Here is a 19941-nt window from a genome sequence, read left to right as displayed (position 1 = left end):
GAGGCGAGACGAGGAGAATTAGGATGGCCGACATAAGCCAGACAGAGACCCTGAGCCAGCGCGCGAGAGATCGGCGCAACATGCTCTTCATGGAGAACCTGATCTATCCGGTTTTCCTCGTCATCGTGCTTGCGGGACGGCTCTTGCCGCGCCGCCGGCAATCCGCTGGGGGACAGCGCCCGCTCACGGTTTCGGCCGAAGCGTCAGAGCTCACCCATAGCGTAGTTCCCTGGTTTTTCGTGTTCAGGTGACGGATGAAACCCTGCCGTACACGTATCAAAGACTTTTGGCGCACGGGCCATGCCCAAGCGTCAATTGGGCCGCAGCAGGGCGCTGTTGCGGTCACTGACCGAGGCCCATGAACGGAGAATGTTAATGGCCGATAATGCGAATGAAAGGACTGGGTCTCTGACAGGACTGACAGCGTCAGAAGCCCAGGAGTTCCACAAGATCTTCATGATGAGTTTCATACTCTTCACGTTGATCGCGATCGTGGCTCACTTCCTTGTTTGGTCATGGCGACCCTGGATCCCCGGACCCGGTGGTTATGCGATGATCGAGGACGGGCTCCGCCTTGCGGGCTCGTTCGTGAGCCTGAGACTGTAGGAGGACTGAGATATGTGGAGAATTTGGCTTCTCTTTGACCCCCGGCGCGCGCTGGTGGCACTCGCAGTTTTCCTGTTCGTGCTCGCTCTGCTGATTCACTTCATCCTGCTCAGCTCACCACGCTTCAACTGGCTCGGCACTGCGCCGACAGCTGTTGCGGAGCTGACGGTTGAAACCCCGATCCAGCAGGCCTGACCACTGGTGCAGGGCGAGCGGCCGAGTGCCGTTCGCCCTGTGCTCCCAACCGCAGGCACAGGCATGATCCCGGCCCGCTGAGAGGCTGGGACAGCCAGACGAAGGAATCCCTGAAATGGCGCTACTTAATTTTGAACGAAAGTACCGGATCCGGGGCGGCACGCTGATCGGCGGTGACCTCTTCGACTTCTGGATCGGCCCGTTTTATGTCGGGTTCTTCGGTGTGACCGCGGCTTTCTGCGCCTTCCTTGGAACGGCGCTGATTTTCCTCGGTGCATCGATGGGCGACACATGGAACCCATGGCTGATCAGTATCGATCCACCGCCCCTTGAATATGGCCTCCAGCTCGCGCCCATGGCCGAGGGAGGGATCTGGCAGATGGTGACGATCTTCGCGATCGGCGCTTTTGTCTCCTGGATCCTCCGCGAGGTCGAAATCTCCCGCAAGCTCGGAATGGGGCTGCATGTGCCCATCGCGTTCAGCGTTGCTGTGCTTGCCTATGTCACGCTCGTCGTGTTCCGCCCGATGCTGATGGGCGCCTGGGGGCATGGCTTCCCGTATGGCATCATGAGCCATCTCGATTGGGTATCCAATGTTGGCTATGCCTACGGGAACTTCCACTACAATCCGGCCCATATGATCGCGATCACGTTCTTCTTCACGACGACGCTCGCGCTCGCGCTGCATGGCGGACTTGTCCTGTCGGCGACCAATCCGGGCAAGGGCAATACGGTGAAAACGCCGGAGCATGAAAACGCCTTCTTCCGCGATTTCATCGGCTATTCGGTCGGCACACTCGGCATCCACCGCGTGGGGCTGTTCCTCGCGCTCTCCGCCGGCATCTGGAGCGCCATCTGTATCATCATCTCGGGCCCGCTCTATGACGGTTCCTGGGTCGCGTGGTGGGACGGCTGGAAAAACTTCCCCATCTGGCGCGTTTGAAAGGGGCCAATCCGATGGCTGACTATCAGAATATCTTCACTCAGGTACAGGTCCGCGGCCACACCGATTACGGCGTGGTCGAGGGGCCCGGCGACGAACCGCGCTACAAGATCACCTCGACGAGCCACCTGCTCGGCCGGATTGGCGACGCCCAGATCGGGCCGCTCTATCTCGGCTGGTCGGGGGTCGCCTCTCTGATCTGCGGCTTCATCGCCATCGAGATCATCGGCCTGAATATGTGGGCCAGTGTCGGATGGGATCCGATCAAGTTCTTCGGCCAGCTTCCCTGGCTGTCACTTGACCAGCCCCTGCCGGAGCATGGCCTCAGCCTGTTCATGCCGCTCAATGAAGGCGGCTGGTGGTTGATGGCGGGCTTCTTCCTGACCGCATCGATCATACTCTGGTGGGTGCGTTCCTACCGCCGGGCGATCCAGCTCGGTATGGGCACGCATATCTGCTGGGCGTTCGCGGCGGCAATCTGGCTCTATCTCGTCTGCGGGTTCATCCGTCCCGTGATGATGGGAAGCTGGGAGGAGGCGGTGCCCTTCGGCATCTTCTCGCACCTGGAATGGACCAATAACCTGTCATTGTGGTACGGGAACTTCTTCTACAACCCCTTCCACATGCTCTCGATCGTCTTCCTCTACGGGTCGGCGCTCCTGTTTGCGATGCACGGCGCCACGATCCTCGCGGTTGGCCGGTATGGCGGCGAACGCGAGATCGAGCAGATCACGGACCGTGGCACGGCGTCGGAGCGCGCAGCCCTGTTCTGGCGCTGGACGATGGGCTTCAATGCCTCGATGGAATCCATTCACCGCTGGGCCTGGTGGTTCGCCATCCTCTGCCCGATCACAGGCGGTATTGGCGTCCTGCTCACCGGCACCGTGGTCGATAACTGGCTGCTATGGGGCGTCGACAACGGGTTCGCACGCTTCTGAGTAGCTGGAGCCTCCCAGCTACCCTTGCCTGCCGGGCCTGCGAAAGCAGGCCCGGTCTTTTTATGGGATTTGCTTCCATACAGCGCGCAGCATCAGGATGTGGGTGACAAGGCTCGCCGCCAGCGGCAGGGCAATCACCTCACCCGCAGCCCCGGAGAGCGACAGCCGCAGCGCTCCGATCAGCAGTGCGCCGCTGAGCAGGAACCAGCCGAGCGGCGCAATCCAGCGCCCGCGCCGCAGCCGGTAGAGAATCCAGGCGAGAGCGGCAAACTCTGCCGCCACCCCGAGCATCACAAGATCGAGCATCCAGGGCGCTAGCATCACCGTTTCACCCGAACGGCCCGTTGAGCACGACAACCCGGTAGTTCAGCCAGGCCGCGAAACTCACCCAGGCGAGGTAGGGCGCGAGATACAATGCCGCCGCGCGGGAAAAGCGTACCGTCAGCACTATGAGCATCGCCACCGACAGCCACAGCATCGCAACTTCTGCCAGCGCCCAGTCGGGCCGGCGCAGGGTAAAGAATATCCCGCTCCATGCAATGTTGAGCAGCGCATTGAAAAAGAACAGCGAGATCAGCCAGGCGCGCTCCGCGCTCGTCCGCGCGGCTTTCCACCCGCTCACGGCAGCCAGGACGGCGAGCGCATAGATCACCGTCCAGGCCGGGGCGAAGGCCCAGTCCGGCGGGTTCAGCGCGGATTTTTCAAGGCCTCGGTACCAGTCATCAATGCGGGTCATCGCGCCGCCGGCAAAGGCGGTCACCAGCGCTGCGCCGGCGGCAACAATCAGAGGCCGCCGCGAGCTGCGGATACGTCCGCTCACGTCTCTTTCGGCCGGGGCGAAGCGAGGCCGAGAAGGTGCGCGGTATCCTTCAGGAAGATTCTGAGGTGCGCCATGTGATCGGGCTTGCCAAGGCGCTTGTTGAGATAGGCGTCCCAGGTCAGGCGCTGCACATCCTTGTCATTGCACATCGCCACAAACCCCTCGCGGCGCTTGTCGGAGCGGTACCAGAAATGCTGCATGATCCCGAGGATCATGAACACCTGCCCATGCGCCTTCATATAGCGTTTGCGCGTTTCGGCCAGCGCCTTCACATTCCCGGTCGCGAGCAGCGTCTCCACCGATCCGGCCGCTTCGCGTCCGCCGAGCATGGCATAATAGATGCCCTCGCCGGAGGCCGGCGCCACACACCCCGCCGCGTCCCCGGCCAGGATCACATCGCGGCCATTATCCCAGCGCTTCAGCGGTTTCAGCGGGATGGGCGCGCCCTCCTTGCGGACAAGTTCAGCGTCCGCCAGCCCTGCCTCCGCCCTCAGCGTACGGATTGCATCGCGCAGCGAGAATCCCTTCTGCGCGCTGCCGACACCGATGCTCGCCGTCTCGCCATGCGGGAAGATCCACGCATAGAAATCCGGAGACAGGCGTCCCTGATAGAATATGTCACACCGGTCCGGGTCAAATCCCTCGGTGCCGGCTTCGGGCGAGCGGATGATTTCATGATAGGCGAACACCGATTTCGTCTCGCCGCCGCCGGGGATCGCCTGCGCCGCCACGCGGGAGCGCGCGCCGTCTGCACCAATCACCGAGCGCGTACGGACGGTAACGATCTCGCCCGTCTCGTCTTTCGTCCGGTAACGGATCAGCGCCGTGCCATCTGCGTCCCTTGCAAATTCCACGAACAGCCCGTCGCGCCGCTCGGCGCCGGCTTTCGCGGCGCGCTGGCGCAGCCATTCATCAAAATGCTCTCGGTCCACCATGCCGACCGCGCCGCCTTCAACCGGCATCGTCACGCGCCGTCCGGATGGGGCGATCATCTGGGCCGCCCGTGCCTTCGCCACCAGCAGGTGGTCCGGAATGTCGAAATCCTGAATAAGGCGCGGCGGAATGGCGCCGCCGCAGGGCTTGATGCGGCCAGACTTGTCGAGCAGCAGCACGCGCCGGCCGTTTCGCGCGAGGTCATGCGCCGCCGTCGCCCCGGCCGGTCCGCCGCCCACGACGACCACATCATAAAGCTCTTCCGTATCCGGAGTTTGCATCGTCTTCACTCCCTTCGCTCTGCGGCTGCGAATTCTCCCGCCGGAAGCACCGGCAGGCGCCGGTCATCTGCTTCCGACCGCCCGACATGCAGGGCCAGCCCTGCCGCGATCAGGAACAGCGCGCCTTCGGCTGCAAATACCAGCGCAAAGGCCGTGGTCGGATCGGCGAGCGCAAAGCGCGCAGCGTCGGCCGCCACCGCGCCCAGCAATCCGCCGAGCCCGAAGGCAATCGCCTGCGATGCGCCCCACAGGCCCATCCGCGTACCCTCGCGCGAAGCGCGGCCCGAACTTGCCAGCGTCATCATCGATCCGATGGCAGCAACCGCAAAGGCGCCGTTCGCTGCTCCCAGCGCCAGCACATTCGGAACCAGTGCCCAGTCAGACCCGAACGCCCGCGTACCGGCGGCCAGCGTGATCAGCGCTGTCGCCGAAGCAATACATCCGCCCACGGTCCATGCCCGCATGAATCCGGCGCGCGATTTTCCGATCAGGGTACAGACGAGCGCCGTCACCAGCATACCCGCCAGTGTGCCCATGTTCTGCACGCCTGCCAGCTGGGTTGAGGCGCCCACGCTGTAGCCATAAACGATGCCCGCGAAAGGCTCCATGATCAGGTCCTGCGCGCTGTAAGCCAGCATCGACACGAACACGAAAACTGTGAACCGGCGCGCCTGGGTCTCGCCCCAGATTTCCAGGATAGCCGCCTTGAAGGCGCCGGGCTCGGGCTTCGGCGCGGCCTGTGCTGGCGCCGCGCTCGCAGCGCCTTCGAGCCGGTAAAGCGCCAGCGCCGCCAGCGTGACCGCGATCAGGCTCACCCCCGCCGTCACCAGGATCAGCCGCTCGAAGGTGAAAGGCTTCAGCAGCTGCCCGCCAATGCCGGCCGTCAGCACAAAGCCGAATATCATCATGATCCAGACGATTGCCGCAGCCGCCGCCTTGCGCGAAGGCTCGGTGCGGATCGCCAGCAGCGCCAGGAGGTTCGTGCCCGCCGCTCCCGCACCTGCGCCGATCAGCGTGAAGGCGGCCATGGCCAGGATCAGCCCCGGCACGAGCGACGCGGTCATCAATGCCGCCGAGGCTGCCGCCAGGATCGCCCCTGCCGCCAGCACGGTCATCCCGCCTAGAATCCAGGGCGTGCGCTTGCCTCCGGTATCGGCGCCATAGCCCCAGCGCGGCCGCGACATCTGCACGGCGTAATGCAGGCCCACAAGCAGGCCGGGGATCGCGGCCACAAGGCCCAACTCTACGACCATCACTCGGTTCAGTGTGGATGTCATCAGGATGATGATTGCGCCCAGCGCGGTCTGGACGAGGCCAAGCCGGACGATGCCCGCCCAGCCAAAGCCCGCGCCGCGTGCTGCGCCGCTCATGCCGCGCTCCAGGGGGCGACCGCAAAGGCAGAAATCAGCATACCGAGCACATAAAGGGTCACGCCCGTCGCGCTGTACCAGATCGCCTTGGCGCGCGGATCGGCCAGCAGGGGCCTCATCAGCCAGACCTGCGCCCCCAGCAAGGCAAGCACGCCGGCCGCGTGCAGCGGCTTGCCGATAATGATCAGCATCAGGATGACCGCCATCTGCGGCAGGGCCATCACGATGCACGCAAGCCGCGCCGCCCGGTCCGGGCCCAGCTGGACGGGCAGGGAGCGCACGCCCATCTTTGTGTCGCCCTCGATGGATTTGAAGTCGTTCAGCGTCATGATGCCATGCGCGCCGATGGAATAGGCAATCGCGAGGAAGAAGATCAGCCCATTCGGCAACGCGCCGAGCATCACCGCCGCCCCGGTCAGCCAGGCAATGCCCTCATAGGAAAAGCCGACCGCCGCATTGCCCCACCAGCCATTCAGCTTCAGCCGCAGCGGCGGCGCGCTGTAGGCCCAGGCGAGGAACACCGCCGCCAGCGTCGCACAGAATGCCCAGAAGCCAAGCGCCAGCCCGAGCAATAACGAGAGCCCGGACCACAGGATCGCAAGGTAAAGCCCCCACTGCCCGGGAATCCGCCCGGAAGGAATAGGACGGTTCGGCTCGTTGATCGCATCGACATGCCGGTCGTACCAGTCATTCACTGCCTGGCTGGAGGCGCACACCATCGGCCCGGCGAGCAGCATTCCGCCGAGCACAAGATGCCAGTTTCCAATGAAAGGCTGGCCGCTCGACACCGCTCCGCACATGAACGCCCACATCGCAGCAAACCATGTGACCGGCTTGAAAAGTTCGAGAACCGCCGAAGGCTCAGGCAGGCCGCGGGACGCGGCGGGTGCGGGCGTCTGGATCATGCCTGACGCTAGGATTGACAGATGAAAGTGTCAATCCAAATTGACGTAAAGCGCGGGTGAAATCGCTATTCCTTGTCCTCAAATCCGAAGCGGTTGAGCTTCGAATAGAGGCCCTGACGGCTCAGCCCGAGAATCTCGGCGGCCGAAGCGCGGTTGTCATCGGTCAGGCGCAGCGCCGCCTCGATACACAGCCGCTCGATCAGCGCTGTGGAATCGCGCACGATATCCTTCAGCGGCATCCGCCCGACCAGATTGGTCAGATGCTCGACCGAGCGCGGCAATTCCTCCGAGATCGGAGGATCAGCGCTCATCCGGCGCGCCACATTGCGGATCGAGAAGCCATAAAGCGCGCCCGCCGCATCCTCGGTGACCACGCCGGAGATTTCGACGTCTTCCTCTGCGCCAAACCGGTCATGCAGCACGGTGGCGAAATTGCGCGCGGCGCCATTCGTCCGGATCGCGGAGAGGAGCACGTTGAGATCGGTCTGCGACCGGCCGATGAAATCGGCGAGGCGTGCCCCGGCCAGCGCTGCAGGGTTTGAAACATGCACGATCTCGGCAAAGGCGCGGTTTGCGGTCACGATCCGCAGGTCGCGGTCCGCAATCACCAGCCCGTCGGGCAGGTTCTCGAGCGCCAGCAGCAGAGGCTGCGAGGTGCGCGCGGCCGCTTGCCCGCTGCGTCCGCCATTCAGGCGAAGGATGAGGCGCAGGTCCTTGCCTTGCCCGAATGTGCTGGCGGTCAGGGCAAAGCTCTGTCCGGCCTTTCCCTGAATTTCCTTGCCCGGAATAGTGTCCGGTCCTGCGCGGCCCTGCGCGATGGCGGATGCCGCCAGCCGTTCCAGAGGCCGCAGCGCGCCCGGCGCAAACAGGTCCGCAAGATCCGATCCGGCAAGGCTGTCAAACGGAAGGCCCAGCTCTTCCGATGCAGCGGGGTTTGCCGCGTCGACCCGCAGCGTATCGCCGTCCACGATCAGCAGGGGCTCGCTCACCGCTTCGAAGATGACCTTGTAGCGGGCCTCGGCCTGGCGCATCATCGCGTAATCGCGCTCCAGATCCTGCTGGGCCTTGATCAGCCGCTGCTGCAGTTCCGACGCCGCCCGAAGGTCCCGGCCGAGCGCAATCACGCCGCCCTTGCCGTCCACATGCACGGTCCGGTAGGCGACCGGCACATCCCGCAGGGCGCCCGAAGGATGGTTCACCTGCCGCGCGCGGGGGGGATTGTCCGGCCCTGTGCGTGTCAGCAGGGCTTCGATCTTGGCCCGGCTTTCGGGCGAGACCGTGTCGATCCAGGGCTTGCCGACCCAGCCGCTGCCAAATCCCGACTTGCTGAGTTCGTCCGAGGCGATGGAGATGTCCCGCACCTTGCCGTCCTCGATCACCAGGGCGATGTCGGCCGCGCTTTCGACCAGGGCAGCAATCGTCTTCGGATCCAGTCCCGAAAAGTTGGCTTCTGCGTTGCGGAACGCCAGATGCGAAGACTTCGGATTGGAAGAAGCGTCCATGTCTGTTCCAGATTTAAGGGCCCCCGACCGTACGCCCCTAGCAGTCAACCTATGGCATTGCCAACATATTCCTTGCGAGTTCGGGGGCCGTGCGGCCATCGTTCGCAATCAAGTCTGCCCCGATTTCCGCCGCCAGCGCCTGATTTTCGGCGAAAACCGGCCCGCCTGCCATCACCCGGACATCCGCATTGCGCGATGCGGCGCGTAGGTTGCCGATCAGGCTGACGAGTTCGGCGCGCGCCGAATCAGTGGAGGCTGACAATCCGATCACGTCGAATTCCTGTTCGCCTGCGAGGCGGCAGAGCGCATCCGGGCCGGAGCCCGGTTCGCAGTAAACGGTCCAGCCATCGCGCCGGAAGAATTCTGCGACCATGACGGCCCCGAAGACGTGCTGCTCGCCCGGCGCATTGCCGATCAGGATGCGCCGCTCGCCAGCCGTGCGCCGGGGCGCGGGCCGGGTCTCGGCTGACTGCAGATGGTGCATGGTCTCGTGCAGCCGGCACAGTCCGATGGTCACGTCGGTAAAGCTGCACAGGTCTTCTTCCCAGTATTCGCCCAGCCGCCGGGCGGACCAGGCCAGCAGGTCCACGAACACTGATTCCAGCGGAACACCCCGCCCGACAATGCTTTGCGCCTGCGCCTGAGCATCAATCGCGCTGTCATTCAGCAGGCTTTTGAGGAAGGCGGAACGCTCCGCCTCGGTCACATCCGCCGGTGTGTCCGCAACCGGCATCTTGCGCATCGCCACCGGTTCGCTCGCCAATACCAGGCGCGGCACGATCTCGGTCTCGATCGCGGCGAAAATCCAGTCGGCATTGCGCGGGGCGGCGTCAGGGGGCTGTTGCAGGGTCCAGAAATTGAGAACCGCAGCGAGGTGGCGCGCCGCCTCATTGCCTTCGGACGAGATGTTCCGGTCCCTGTCTGCCTCGAATGACACCGCTGCCTCCCTGCAAGCGGATTTGGTGTCCGCCTGCCATTACAGGCCGGACCCCTGATCCCTCAAACCACCGCCGGCACCATATCCGGAGGCTATATCACGCTACCTGTGCCGCAGACCGGGAAGGTCCAGGCACTATTCCAGTCAGGCAGGGCAGCCTTCTGGCCGCGCTGTCGGGAGAACGGGCCTCCGGGCACTGGCCCGCGCAGACGTCAAACAAGGTCGCGGGCGGCCGGAAGCTGGCTTATGCGGCAAGTTAGCACAGCTTTTACGCGGACGCCAACCCCGATGGTTGTATTCATCCAAGCCTTACACTCGCAAGTCTAGTTTTGTAAATTACATTAGACGTAAATCTACATTGACACTTTGCCCCTCGCAGCTATCCTGCCTGTCAGGAAACGAATGGGAGCAAAGCGGTAAACCGCATGTCAGGACGGCCCATCATCCAAGGGGAGAAGCAGCCGCTTTACACGCCGGACCAGCGCCGGCGCCGCGACGCATCTCCCTGGACCCTGGTGCAGGGCATCCTCGCGCCGCTGCAGTTCGTGGTCTTCCTCGTCAGCCTGGTTCTGGTGATCCGCTATTTCGCCACCGGTGACGGGCTTGGCCTCGCGACCGCCTCCATCGTGCTGAAAACCTTCTGCCTCTACGCCATCATGATCACCGGCGCGATCTGGGAGAAGGATGTCTTCGGCCAGCACCTCTTCGCGCCTGCCTTCTTCTGGGAAGATGCGGTCTCAATGATCGTGATCGCTCTGCACACGGCCTATCTCGTCATGCTCGTCGGCAAGCTCGGCTCGCCCGAATCGCAGCTGGCCGTCGCGCTCGCCGGGTACGCTGTCTACGTCCTCAACGCCGCCCAGTTCCTCTGGAAGCTGCGCATGGCCCGCCTCGAATCATCCCCGCTTCAGGAGGCGTCCGCATGACCACACTTCTCCCCCGCGTGAAGGATGACAGCCGGCCGGCCACAGCCCAGCCGGGCGGAATCCTCCGGGAGCGCGGGCAGCGGGAGGTGTTCTGCGGCCTCACCTCGATCATGTGGCTCCACCGCAAGATCCAGGACGCCTTCTTCCTGATCGTTGGCTCGCGCACCTGCGCGCATCTCATGCAGTCGGCTGCCGGCGTCATGATCTTTGCCGAACCGCGATTCGCCACTGCCATCATCGAGGAACGCGACCTCGCCGGCATGGCCGACATGAATGACGAGCTGCGCCGCACGGTCCTGCGCCTTATCGAGCGCCGCCCGGAGATCAAGCTCCTTTTCCTCGTCGGCTCGTGCCCTTCTGAAGTCATCAAGCTCGACCTCGGCCGCGCGGCAGAGCGCCTCTCCGGCGAGCTCTCACCGAATGTCCGGGTCCTGAACTATACCGGCAGCGGCATCGAGACGACCTTTACCCAGGGCGAAGATTCCTGCCTCACCGCGCTCGTCCCGGAACTGCCGGAAGACAGCGCCGCCGATCCCTCCCTGATGGTCGTCGGAACGCTCTCCGATGTCGCCGAAGACCAGTTCGCCCGCCTGTTCGAGCAGATCGGCATTCGCCGCGTCAGCTTCCTGCCGGGCCGGCGCGCCAATGCGATGCCAGCGGTGGGCCCGAACACCCGGTTCCTCCTCGCCCAGCCCTGGCTGCGCGATACCGCCCGTGCGCTCGAAGCCCGCGGCGCGCGCCATCTGCCCGCTCCGTTCCCGCTCGGCGCCGAGGGCACGACCGCCTGGCTGAAGGCCGCCGCCGACGCCTTCGGCATCTCGCCCGCCGCCTTCGCTTCCGCCACCGACATGCCGCGCGCCCGCGCCACCCGGGCCCTCCAGCGCTACCGCGAACAGCTCACCGGCAAGTCGCTCTTCTGCTTCCCGGATTCCCAGCTCGAAGTGCCGCTCGCCCGTTTCCTCTCGCGCGAGCTGGGTATGGACCTCCTCGAAATCGGCACGCCCTATCTCCACAGCCAGCACATGGCGCCGGAGCTCGCGCTCCTCGGCCCCGATGTCCGCCTCAGCGAAGGCCAGGATGTCGACCGCCAGCTGGACCGCTGCCGCGCCGAACGGCCGGACATTTCCCTCTGCGGCCTCGGTCTTGCCAATCCGCTGGAGCAGGAGGGCCTGACGACCAAATGGTCCATCGAACTCGTTTTCACCCCCATCCACGGATACGAGCAGGCCGGCGATCTCGCTGAGCTTTTTGCCCGTCCCGTCCTGCGCAAGCGGAGGCTCGCTGTCTGATGCAGCTCACCGTCTGGACCTATGAAGGCCCGCCCCATATCGGCGCCATGCGCATTGCCACCGCGATGGAGGGGTTGCATTACGTGCTCCACGCCCCGCAGGGCGATACGTATGCGGACCTTCTCTTCACGATGATCGAGCGGCGCGGCAAGCGCCCGCCCGTCACCTACACCACCTTCGAGGCCCGCGACCTCGGCTCGGACACCGCCGAAATCTTTATCCGCGCCCTCACTGACGCTGCCGAACGCTTCCAGCCCGAAGCGATCATTGTCGGCGCGTCCTGCACCGCCGAGCTGATCCAGGATGATCCGGGCGGCCTTGCAAAAACGATGGACCTCGGCATCCCGGTGATCCCGCTGGAGCTTCCGTCTTACTCCAAGAAGGAAAACTGGGGCGCCTCGGAAACCTTCTACCGCCTCGTGCGCGGCCTCGCCGCGCCGGAGCGGCGCCCGAACACGGGCCGCCTCGCGCGCCCGGTCTGCAACATCCTCGGGCCCACCGCGCTCGGCTTCCGCCACCGCGATGATGTGCGCGAGATCACCGGTCTTCTGGCCCATTGCGGCATTGGCGTGAACGTCATCGCCCCGCTCGGTGCCACCCCGACAGACCTTACCCGCCTGCCGGCGGCAGACTTCAACGTCGTGCTTTATCCCGAGATCGCCGAGGCCGCCGCCCGCTATCTCGAGAAACAGTTCGGCCAGCGCTACACGCGCACCGTGCCCATCGGCGTCGGCGCGACGATGGATTTCGTCGCCGAAGTCTGCGAACTCGCCGGCGTCGCCATGCCGGACCTGTCGGATTATCAGAGCAATCTTCCCTGGTGGTCGCGCTCGGTCGATTCCAACTACCTAACTGGCAAGCGCGTCTTCATCTTCGGCGACGCGACCCATGCCATCGCAGCGGCCCGCGTGGCTTCCGAGGAGCTTGCCTTCACCGTCGCCGGCCTTGGCTGCTACAACCGCGAATATGCCCGGCCCCTGCGCGAGGCCGCAGCGAAATACGGCGTCGAGCCGCTGATCACTGAAGATTATCTCGAAGTCGAAGCCGCCATCGCCGCAGCCCAGCCAGAGCTGATCCTCGGCACGCAGATGGAACGCCACATCGCCAAGCGCCTCGGCATTCCGTGTGCGGTCATTTCTGCGCCGGTGCACGTGCAGGATTTCCCCGCGCGCTACGCCCCGCAGATGGGCTTTGAGGGCGCCAATGTCCTCTTCGACACATGGGTCCATCCGCTTCTGATGGGCCTCGAAGAACACCTCCTCGGCATGTTCCGCGAGGATTTCGAATTCCATGACGAGGCCGGCGCCTCCCATCTCGGCGGCCACGGGGCAGTGGCCCAGCTGGAAACAGCCCCCGCCGCCGAAGCCGGCGAGGGGCTCCACTGGATGCCCGAGGCCGAGAACGAGCTCAAAAAGATTCCCTTCTTCGTGCGCGGCAAGGCCCGGCGCAACACGGAAGCCTTCGCCCGCGACCAGCACCTCGAAACCATCACCCTCGAAACTCTCTATGACGCAAAGGCCCGCTATGGCCGCTAAAGCCGCCCGCTCCGATCCGGCTGAAATCCGTGTGGTCATCCTCTCGCTGGATTCCCATCTCGGCACCGCGATCGATTCGGCTGGCGCAAAGCTGCGCAAGGTGCTGCCGGGCCTGAAGCTGAACTTCCATGCGGCGTCTGAATGGGACCGCACCCCCGGCCGGCTCGAAGCGGCCCGCACCGATATCGGCAAGGCCGACTTCATCATCGCCTCGATGCTCTTCCTCGAGGACCATATCCGCGCCGTCCTGCCCGCCCTCGAAGCGCGCCGCGACAGCTGTGATGCCATCGTCGGCTGCATGTCCGCCTCCGAAGTTGTCCAGCTCACCCGGCTCGACCGGTTCGACATGTCGAAGCCCGCCAGCGGCCCCATCGCGCTGATGAAACGCCTGCGCGGTTCCGGCGACAAGGCAAAGGCCGGCGAGAAGCAGATGCGCACCCTGCGCCGACTGCCGAAGATCCTCCGCTTCGTGCCCGGCGTCGCCCAGGATGTCCGCGCCTATTTCCTCACCATGCAATACTGGCTGGCGGGCTCGGAAACGAACATCGTCAATGCGGTGAAATTCCTGATCGACCGCTACGCCGCTGGCCCGCGCGCCCATCTTCGCGGCACGCTCAGCCCTCAGCCCCCGGAAGAATATCCCGAGACCGGGCTCTACCACCCGCAGATGTCCCCGCAGGTCACCGACCGGGCCGAGGCGCTGCCAAAGAGCCCTGCCGGCCAGCCCACCGTCGGCCTGCTCGTCATGCGCTCCTACATCACGGCGGGCGACACCGGCCATTATGACGGCGTGATCGCCGCGCTGGAGGCAAAAGGCCTGCGCGTCATCCCCGCCTTCGCCAGCGGCCTTGATGCGCGCGCCGCCATCCGGCGCTATTTCATGAAGGGCGAGCGCCCGGCGATCGACGCCCTCGTCTCGCTGACCGGCTTCTCCCTCGTCGGCGGCCCCGCCTTCAACGATGCAGACGGCGCGGTGGAAATGCTCACCAGCCTCGGCGTGCCCTACATCTGTGCGCTCGCCTCCGAATTCCAGTCCCTGTCAGACTGGGGTGCGAACGAGCGCGGCCTGACGCCTGTCGAAGCCACCATGATGGTCGCCCTGCCGGAGCTTGACGGCGCCACCGGCTCCATCGTCATCGGCGGGCGCGCCGATCATGGCACCGAATGCACCGGCTGTTCGCGCAATTGCAAGTTCACGGAGGATGCCCGCCGGATGCGCGCCTGCCCGGAACGGGCTGAAACCCTCGCCGCCCGCGTTGACAAGCTGATCCGCCTGCGCCGCAGCGCGCGCGCCAGCCGCCGCCTTGCCGTCACCCTGTTCAATTTCCCGCCCAATTCCGGCGCCGCCGGCAGCGCGGCCCACCTCGCCGTGTTCGAATCGCTGCACAACCTGCTGAAGCGCCTCGCCGCTGAAGGCTACGGCGCGGACGTGCCGGAAAGCGTCGAAGCCCTCAAGGCCGCGCTGCTGGAAGGCAACCGCGAGCGCTATGGCACTGAAGCCAACGTCGCTGCCCTCGTGCCGGTCGCCGAACATGTCCGCCGCGCCCCGCGCCTCAAGGCCATCGAAGCCCAGTGGGGCCCGGCGCCCGGCCGTCAGCTCACGGATGGCCGCTCGCTCTTCGTGCTGGGCGCAGAGTTCGGCAATGTCTTCGTCGGCCTCCAGCCGGGCTTCGGCTATGAGGGCGACCCGATGCGGCTCCTGTTCGAGAAGTCCTTCGCGCCGACCCATGCCTTCGCCGCCTACTACACCTGGCTGCGCGAGAGCTTCAGCGCCGACGCCGTCCTGCATTTCGGCACGCATGGCGCCCTCGAATTCATGCCCGGCAAGCAGGCCGGCCTCTCCGGCGATTGCTGGCCCGATCATCTGATCGGCGACCTGCCGAACATCTATTTCTACGCCGCCAACAACCCGTCCGAAGCCGCCATCGCCAAGCGCCGCGGCAATGCAACCACGGTCAGCTACCTCACCCCGCCGGTGACAGAAGCGGGTCTCTACAAAGGCCTCGCGGATCTCTCGGCCACCATCGGCCGCTGGCGCAGCCTCGGCCCGGACCAGGCCGCCGAGCGGGCTGACCTCGCCGCCCTCATCGAAGGCCTCGCCGCCGAACTCGACCTCTCGCCCCCCGACCATGCCGGCGGCCCCGAAGCCCGGATCGACGTCATCCGCGCCCGCCTCGCCGAGCTCGAATCAAGCCTCATCCCCAGCGGCCTTCATATTGCCGGAACCCCTCCGTCCAATGAGGATCTCGCCGGCCTCCTCGCGGCCATGCCGCCGGAAGAGGGCGAAGCCGCCCTGCCGCACGCTGCAATCCTCGCGCTCGCCGAAGGCCAGACCCCAGCGATCATCGCGCGCCGTCTCGGCCTCGAGGCCGCGCTGCCCGCGCTCCAGCGCCTCGCCCGCGCCCGCCAGCTCATCACCGGCGACCATGAACTCGCGGCCCTCATTCATGCCCTCGATGCCGGCTACACCCCGCCCGTGCCCGGCGGCGACCTGATCCGCGCGCCGGATATCCTGCCCGCAGGCCGCAACATCCATGGCTTCGACCCGTTCCGCCTGCCGAGCGCCTATGCCCTCGCCGATGGCCGCCGCCAGGCCGAGCGCGTCATTGCCCGCCACCTCGCCGACACCGGCGCTTTCCCGCAGGCCATGGCCATCGTCCTCTGGGGCACCGACAATCTGAAGAGCGAAGGCGCCCAGATCGCGCAGGCGATGGCCCTGATGGGCGCCGCCCCGCGTTTCGACTCCTATGGCCGCCTTGCAGGCGCAGACCTTGTGCCCCTGTCGCTGCTCGGCCGCCCGCGCATTGATGTGATGGTCACGCTGTCTGGCATCTTCCGCGATCTCCTGCCGCTGCAGGTGAAGATGCTCGCCGCCGCCGCGCTCGCCGCCGCCAGCGCCGATGAACCCGCGGAGATGAACTTCGTCCGCGCCCATGCGCTCGCCTGCCGGGACAAGCACGGCGTGGACCTCGCCACCGCCGCCCTGCGCGTCTTCTCGAATGCCGAAGGGGCCTACGGCGCCAACGTCAACATGCTCGTCGCTTCCGGCGCGTGGAACGAGGAAGACGAACTCGGCGACGCCTTCTCCCGCCGCAAATGCTTCGCCTACGGAGTTGATGGGCGGCCCACGGCCCAGCCGGTCATCCTCGCGAGCCTCCTGGCGGATGTGGAGATCGCCTACCAGAACCTCGAATCGGTCGAGACGGGCCTGACGACCATCGACCATTATTTCGACACCCTCGGCGGCATCACCCGCGCGGCCGCAAAGGTCCGCGGGCAGGGACCGGCGGTCTATATCGGCGACCAGACACGCGGCGACGGCATCGTCCGCACCCTGTCGGAACAGGTGGCCCTCGAAACCCGCACCCGCACCCTCAATCCCAAATGGTATGAGGGGATGCTGCGCCACGGCTATGAAGGCGTGCGCCAGATCGAAAGCCAGATCACCAACACGATGGGCTGGTCGGCCACGACCGGCCAGGTCGCCCCCTGGGTCTACCAGGAAATGACGGAAACCTTCGTCCTCGATGCGGCGCTCCGCCAGCGCCTGATGGACCTCAATCCCGCCGCCACCGCCAAGGTCGCCGGCCGCCTCATCGAGGCTTCCGAGCGCCGCTACTGGACGCCGGACCCCGAAACCCTCGCTGCGCTGCATGCTGCCAGCGCCGAGATCGAAGACCGCCTCGAAGGCGTCACCCCGCTGCAAGGAGCTGCCGCATGACGACACTCGCCCTCAATCGCCCCGGCGCCCGCCAGCCTGATGGCGAGGGAAGTGTCCAGGTCAAGCTGGACGCCCGCTTCGATGCTGGCACCGCCAAGGTCTTCGCCGTCTATGGCAAGGGCGGCATCGGCAAGTCGACCACCTCGTCAAACCTCTCCGCTGCCTTCTCCAAGATCGGCAAGCGCGTCCTCCAGATCGGCTGCGACCCGAAGCACGATTCCACCTTCACGCTCACCAAGCGCCTGATGCCCACCGTCATCGACGTGCTGGAATCGGTCGAGTTCCACTCCGAAGAACTGCGCACGGAAGATTTCGTCTTCGAGGGCTATAATGGCGTGATGTGCGTCGAGGCCGGTGGCCCGCCCGCCGGCACGGGCTGCGGCGGCTATGTCGTCGGCCAGACCGTCAAGCTCCTCAAGGAACACCGCCTGCTCGAGGACAGCGATGTCGTCATCTTCGACGTGCTCGGCGATGTCGTCTGCGGCGGCTTCGCCTCGCCCCTCCAGCATGCCGAGCGCGGCCTGATCGTCACGGCGAATGATTTCGACTCCATCTTCGCGATGAACCGCATCATGGCCGCCGTCCGCGCCAAGTCCCAGAACTATGCCGTCCGCCTCGGCGGCGTCATCGCCAACCGCTCGAAAGCCACCGACGAGATCGACCGCTATTGCGACGCCACCGGCATGAAGCGCATCGCGCATTTCCCCGACCTCGACGTCATCCGCCGCTCGCGCCTGAAGAAGTCGACCATCTTCGAGATGGAATCCTCGCCGGAGCTGACCGCCGTGCAGGAAGAATACCTCCGCCTCGCCGCCGCTCTCTGGCTCGGCAGCGATCCCGTCGACGCCGTCCCGATGAAGGACCGCGAGATCTTCGATTTCCTGGGGTTCGATTGATGGAAGCGGCCTACCACAACCGCCGGGCAGAGCTGCAGGCCTATTTCGGCGACACCGCCGCAGGGGCCTGGGACGCGCTCACCTCGTCCGCCCCGGTCAGCGGCATCCGCGCGGCCGTTCGGGCGGGCCGCGCCAACATGCACGACACGATCCTGTCCTGGCTGCCGGAGGACCTCTCCAGCCGCCGCATCCTCGATGCCGGCTGCGGCACGGGCACTTTCGCGATCGCCGCCGCCCGGCGGGGCGCCGAAGTCCTCGCCATCGACATTGCCGGCCCGCTGGTCGAGATCGCCGCCGAGCGCCTTACCGATCCCGCCCTGATTTCCCGCATCACCTGGCGCGTCGGCGACATGACCGCTGACGAACTCGGCGTCTTCGACCACGGCGTCGCGATGGATTCCATCATCCATTATGAAGAGGCCGACATGGCCGCGATGCTCGCGCGCATCCTTCCGCGCATCCGCCGCTCCCTCATCGTCACCCACGCCCCGCGCACCGCGCTCCTCAGCACGATGCACGCCGCAGGCAAGCTCTTCCCCCGCGCAGACCGCGCCCCCGCCATCATACCGGTCTCCGGCCCCAGCCTTGCCCGCCGCATCGAGGCGCTGACAGACGGCGCCTTCCATGTCGCGCGCACGCGCCGCGTCCATTCCGGCTTCTACTTCTCCGAAGCGATGGAGGTCGTGCGCAGATGAGCCAGCGCCCTCGCAGCTTCGCCGAAATCTGGATGACGGTCGGCACGCGCTTCCTGCCTTTTGCCGATGCGGCGAGCGACACGCTCCCGCTCGGCCGGCTCCTGCGCCTGTCGCTCTTCCAGGTCTCGGTCGGCATGGCGATGGTCCTGCTCACGGGCACGCTGAACCGCGTGATGATCGTGGAGCTGGGCGTTCCCGCCTGGCTCGTCGCGCTGATGGTGGCCCTGCCGCTCGTCTTTGCGCCGCTGCGTGCCCTCATCGGCCACAAGTCCGATATGCACAGGTCCGTCCTCGGATGGCGCCGCGGCCCGTATATCTGGTTCGGCTCGATGTTCCAGTTCGGCGGCCTCGCGATGATGCCCTTCGCGCTGATCCTGCTCTCGGGCGACACGACCGGCCCCGCCTGGATCGGCCCGGCAGGCGCCGCGCTCGCCTTCCTCTTCGTCGGCGCCGGTATCCACATCACCCAGACCGCCGGCCTCGCCCTCGCCAGCGACCTCGCCACCGACGACACCCGCCCCCGCGTCGTCGCGCTCCTCTACATCATGCTGCTCGCCGGGATGCTCGTCTCGTCCATCGTCTTCGGCTGGCTGCTGCGCGACTTCAACACGATGACCCTGATCCAGGTGATCCAGGGCGCCGCTGTCGTCACGATGGCGCTGAACCTCATCGCCCTGTGGAAACAGGAAACGCGCAACCGCGCCCTGACCGATCCCGCCCGCGCCCGCCCGGCCTTCCGCGACACCTGGCGCCGCCTGATGGCCGACGGGCCGACCGGCCGGCTGCTCGCCGCTTCCGGTCTCGGCGTCGCCGCCTTCAGTATGCAGGATGTGCTGCTCGAACCCTATGGCGCCGAAATGCTCGGCCTCAGCGTCTCGGCCACCACGCGCCTCACCGCGCTCTGGGCCTTCGGCGCGCTTCTCGGCTTTGCCCTCTGCTCGCGCCAGCTCAGCCGGGGCGGGGAGCCCCACCGCCTCGCCGGCATCGGCGCGGTCGCCGGCGCCGCTGCCTTCGCCCTCATCATCCTCGCCCACCCGGCCGGCTTCCTGCCCGCCTTCCTCCTGGGCACCTTCCTCATCGGTTTCGGCGGCGGCCTCTTTTCCGTCGGTACACTGACGGCCATGATGGCCATTGCCCGGCGCCATGATGGCGGCATCGCCCTCGGCGCCTGGGGCGCGGTTACGGCTACGGCCACCGGCATCGCGGTCGCTGTCGGCGGCGCGCTGCGCGACATCGTCTCCCGCTTCGGCGAAGCCGGCCATCTCGGCCCGGCCTTTTCCGGCCCCGCCGCAGGCTACACCACCGTGTATAGTCTCGAAATCCTCCTGCTCTTCGCAACACTCGCTGTGATCGGGCCGCTCGCCCGTCACTCTCTCGCTACTACCCACCCCCAAGCCACAAAGTTCGGTCTGGCAGCATATCCAGGCTGACCTGACCTCTGAAGGAGAC

General features: G+C 65.9%; 19 protein-coding genes. 12 read left to right on the top strand and 7 right to left on the bottom strand.

What is annotated here, in order from left to right:
• Positions 1-23 precede the first annotated feature (23 nt).
• The 5 genes from ACK4SV_RS12170 to pufM all read left to right on the top strand — a co-directional run bounded on the left by ACK4SV_RS12170 (position 24) and on the right by pufM (position 2682).
• Positions 24-251 carry a hypothetical protein gene (locus ACK4SV_RS12170; protein ID WP_409918104.1) on the top strand — a complete coding sequence of 76 codons (228 nt, stop codon included), beginning with the start codon at positions 24-26 and terminating at the stop codon, positions 249-251.
• A gap of 49 nt (positions 252-300) precedes the next feature.
• Positions 301-606: a light-harvesting antenna LH1, beta subunit gene (pufB, locus tag ACK4SV_RS12165; protein WP_409918103.1), complete on the top strand. Its 306-nt coding sequence runs from the start codon at positions 301-303 to the stop codon at positions 604-606.
• A gap of 12 nt (positions 607-618) precedes the next feature.
• Positions 619-801 (top strand): light-harvesting antenna LH1, alpha subunit, encoded by a 183-nt coding sequence (gene pufA, locus ACK4SV_RS12160; protein ID WP_409918102.1) that lies wholly within the window; start codon positions 619-621, stop codon positions 799-801.
• Between the two features lie 115 nt (positions 802-916).
• Positions 917-1744, top strand: a complete 828-nt coding sequence (pufL, locus tag ACK4SV_RS12155) for a photosynthetic reaction center subunit L (RefSeq protein WP_409918101.1) — start codon at positions 917-919, stop codon at positions 1742-1744.
• A 14-nt stretch (positions 1745-1758) separates the two neighbouring features.
• Positions 1759-2682, top strand: coding sequence for a photosynthetic reaction center subunit M (gene pufM, locus ACK4SV_RS12150; RefSeq protein WP_409918100.1), 924 nt, complete (start codon positions 1759-1761; stop codon positions 2680-2682).
• A gap of 60 nt (positions 2683-2742) precedes the next feature.
• Here pufM and ACK4SV_RS12145 read toward each other — a convergent pair whose 3' ends face one another.
• The 7 genes from ACK4SV_RS12145 to ACK4SV_RS12115 form a co-directional block, all read right to left on the bottom strand.
• On the bottom strand, positions 2743-3003 hold the full coding sequence (locus ACK4SV_RS12145; RefSeq protein WP_409918099.1) for a hypothetical protein: 261 nt from the start codon (positions 3001-3003) through the stop codon (positions 2743-2745).
• 7 nt (positions 3004-3010) lie between these two features.
• Complete coding sequence (locus tag ACK4SV_RS12140; protein ID WP_409918098.1) at positions 3011-3502, bottom strand: TspO/MBR family protein; 492 nt, start codon at positions 3500-3502, stop codon at positions 3011-3013.
• A complete protein-coding gene (locus ACK4SV_RS12135) occupies positions 3499-4716 on the bottom strand; it encodes a geranylgeranyl diphosphate reductase (RefSeq protein WP_409918097.1) in 1218 nt (405 codons plus the stop codon). Before ACK4SV_RS12135 ends, ACK4SV_RS12140 begins: the two co-directional genes overlap by 4 nt.
• Before the next feature lie 5 nt (positions 4717-4721).
• Complete coding sequence (locus ACK4SV_RS12130) at positions 4722-6086, bottom strand: BCD family MFS transporter (RefSeq protein WP_409918096.1); 1365 nt, start codon at positions 6084-6086, stop codon at positions 4722-4724.
• Entirely contained in the window at positions 6083-6991 is a 909-nt protein-coding gene (gene chlG, locus ACK4SV_RS12125; RefSeq protein ID WP_409918095.1) for a chlorophyll synthase ChlG, read from the bottom strand. Before chlG ends, ACK4SV_RS12130 begins: the two co-directional genes overlap by 4 nt.
• A 65-nt stretch (positions 6992-7056) precedes the next feature.
• Positions 7057-8493, bottom strand: coding sequence for a transcriptional regulator PpsR (gene ppsR, locus ACK4SV_RS12120; protein WP_409918094.1), 1437 nt, complete (start codon positions 8491-8493; stop codon positions 7057-7059).
• A 49-nt stretch (positions 8494-8542) separates the two neighbouring features.
• The gene (locus ACK4SV_RS12115) at positions 8543-9430 is read right to left on the bottom strand and encodes a B12-binding domain-containing protein (protein WP_409918093.1); all 888 of its coding nucleotides are present in this window, start codon (positions 9428-9430) and stop codon (positions 8543-8545) included.
• 425 nt (positions 9431-9855) lie between these two features.
• Between ACK4SV_RS12115 and bchF the strand changes: the two genes are divergently transcribed.
• Genes bchF through ACK4SV_RS12080 form a run of 7 tightly spaced genes read left to right on the top strand, consistent with a single transcriptional unit; the run spans position 9856 to position 19922 of the window.
• Positions 9856-10356, top strand: coding sequence for a 2-vinyl bacteriochlorophyllide hydratase (bchF, locus tag ACK4SV_RS12110; RefSeq protein ID WP_409918092.1), 501 nt, complete (start codon positions 9856-9858; stop codon positions 10354-10356).
• The gene (locus ACK4SV_RS12105) at positions 10353-11645 is read left to right on the top strand and encodes a ferredoxin:protochlorophyllide reductase (ATP-dependent) subunit N (RefSeq protein ID WP_409918091.1); all 1293 of its coding nucleotides are present in this window, start codon (positions 10353-10355) and stop codon (positions 11643-11645) included. Before bchF ends, ACK4SV_RS12105 begins: the two co-directional genes overlap by 4 nt.
• Positions 11645-13180, top strand: coding sequence for a ferredoxin:protochlorophyllide reductase (ATP-dependent) subunit B (gene bchB / locus ACK4SV_RS12100; protein ID WP_409918090.1), 1536 nt, complete (start codon positions 11645-11647; stop codon positions 13178-13180). Before ACK4SV_RS12105 ends, bchB begins: the two co-directional genes overlap by 1 nt.
• The gene (locus ACK4SV_RS12095) at positions 13170-16901 is read left to right on the top strand and encodes a magnesium chelatase subunit H (protein ID WP_409918089.1); all 3732 of its coding nucleotides are present in this window, start codon (positions 13170-13172) and stop codon (positions 16899-16901) included. Before bchB ends, ACK4SV_RS12095 begins: the two co-directional genes overlap by 11 nt.
• Entirely contained in the window at positions 16898-17797 is a 900-nt protein-coding gene (gene bchL / locus ACK4SV_RS12090) for a ferredoxin:protochlorophyllide reductase (ATP-dependent) iron-sulfur ATP-binding protein (protein ID WP_409918088.1), read from the top strand. The genes ACK4SV_RS12095 and bchL overlap by 4 nt, the downstream gene beginning before the upstream one ends.
• Positions 17797-18492 (top strand): magnesium protoporphyrin IX methyltransferase, encoded by a 696-nt coding sequence (gene bchM / locus ACK4SV_RS12085; RefSeq protein ID WP_409918087.1) that lies wholly within the window; start codon positions 17797-17799, stop codon positions 18490-18492. The genes bchL and bchM overlap by 1 nt, the downstream gene beginning before the upstream one ends.
• Positions 18489-19922 carry a BCD family MFS transporter gene (locus ACK4SV_RS12080; protein WP_409918086.1) on the top strand — a complete coding sequence of 478 codons (1434 nt, stop codon included), beginning with the start codon at positions 18489-18491 and terminating at the stop codon, positions 19920-19922. The genes bchM and ACK4SV_RS12080 overlap by 4 nt, the downstream gene beginning before the upstream one ends.
• Positions 19923-19941: the final 19 nt, after the last annotated feature.

It is taken from the genome of Hyphomonas sp. (assembly GCF_046313735.1).
Taxonomy (GTDB): Bacteria; Pseudomonadota; Alphaproteobacteria; order Caulobacterales; family Hyphomonadaceae; genus Hyphomonas.
Note: the sequence above shows the minus strand (reverse complement) of the source record. Positions and strands in the feature narration are given on the sequence as shown.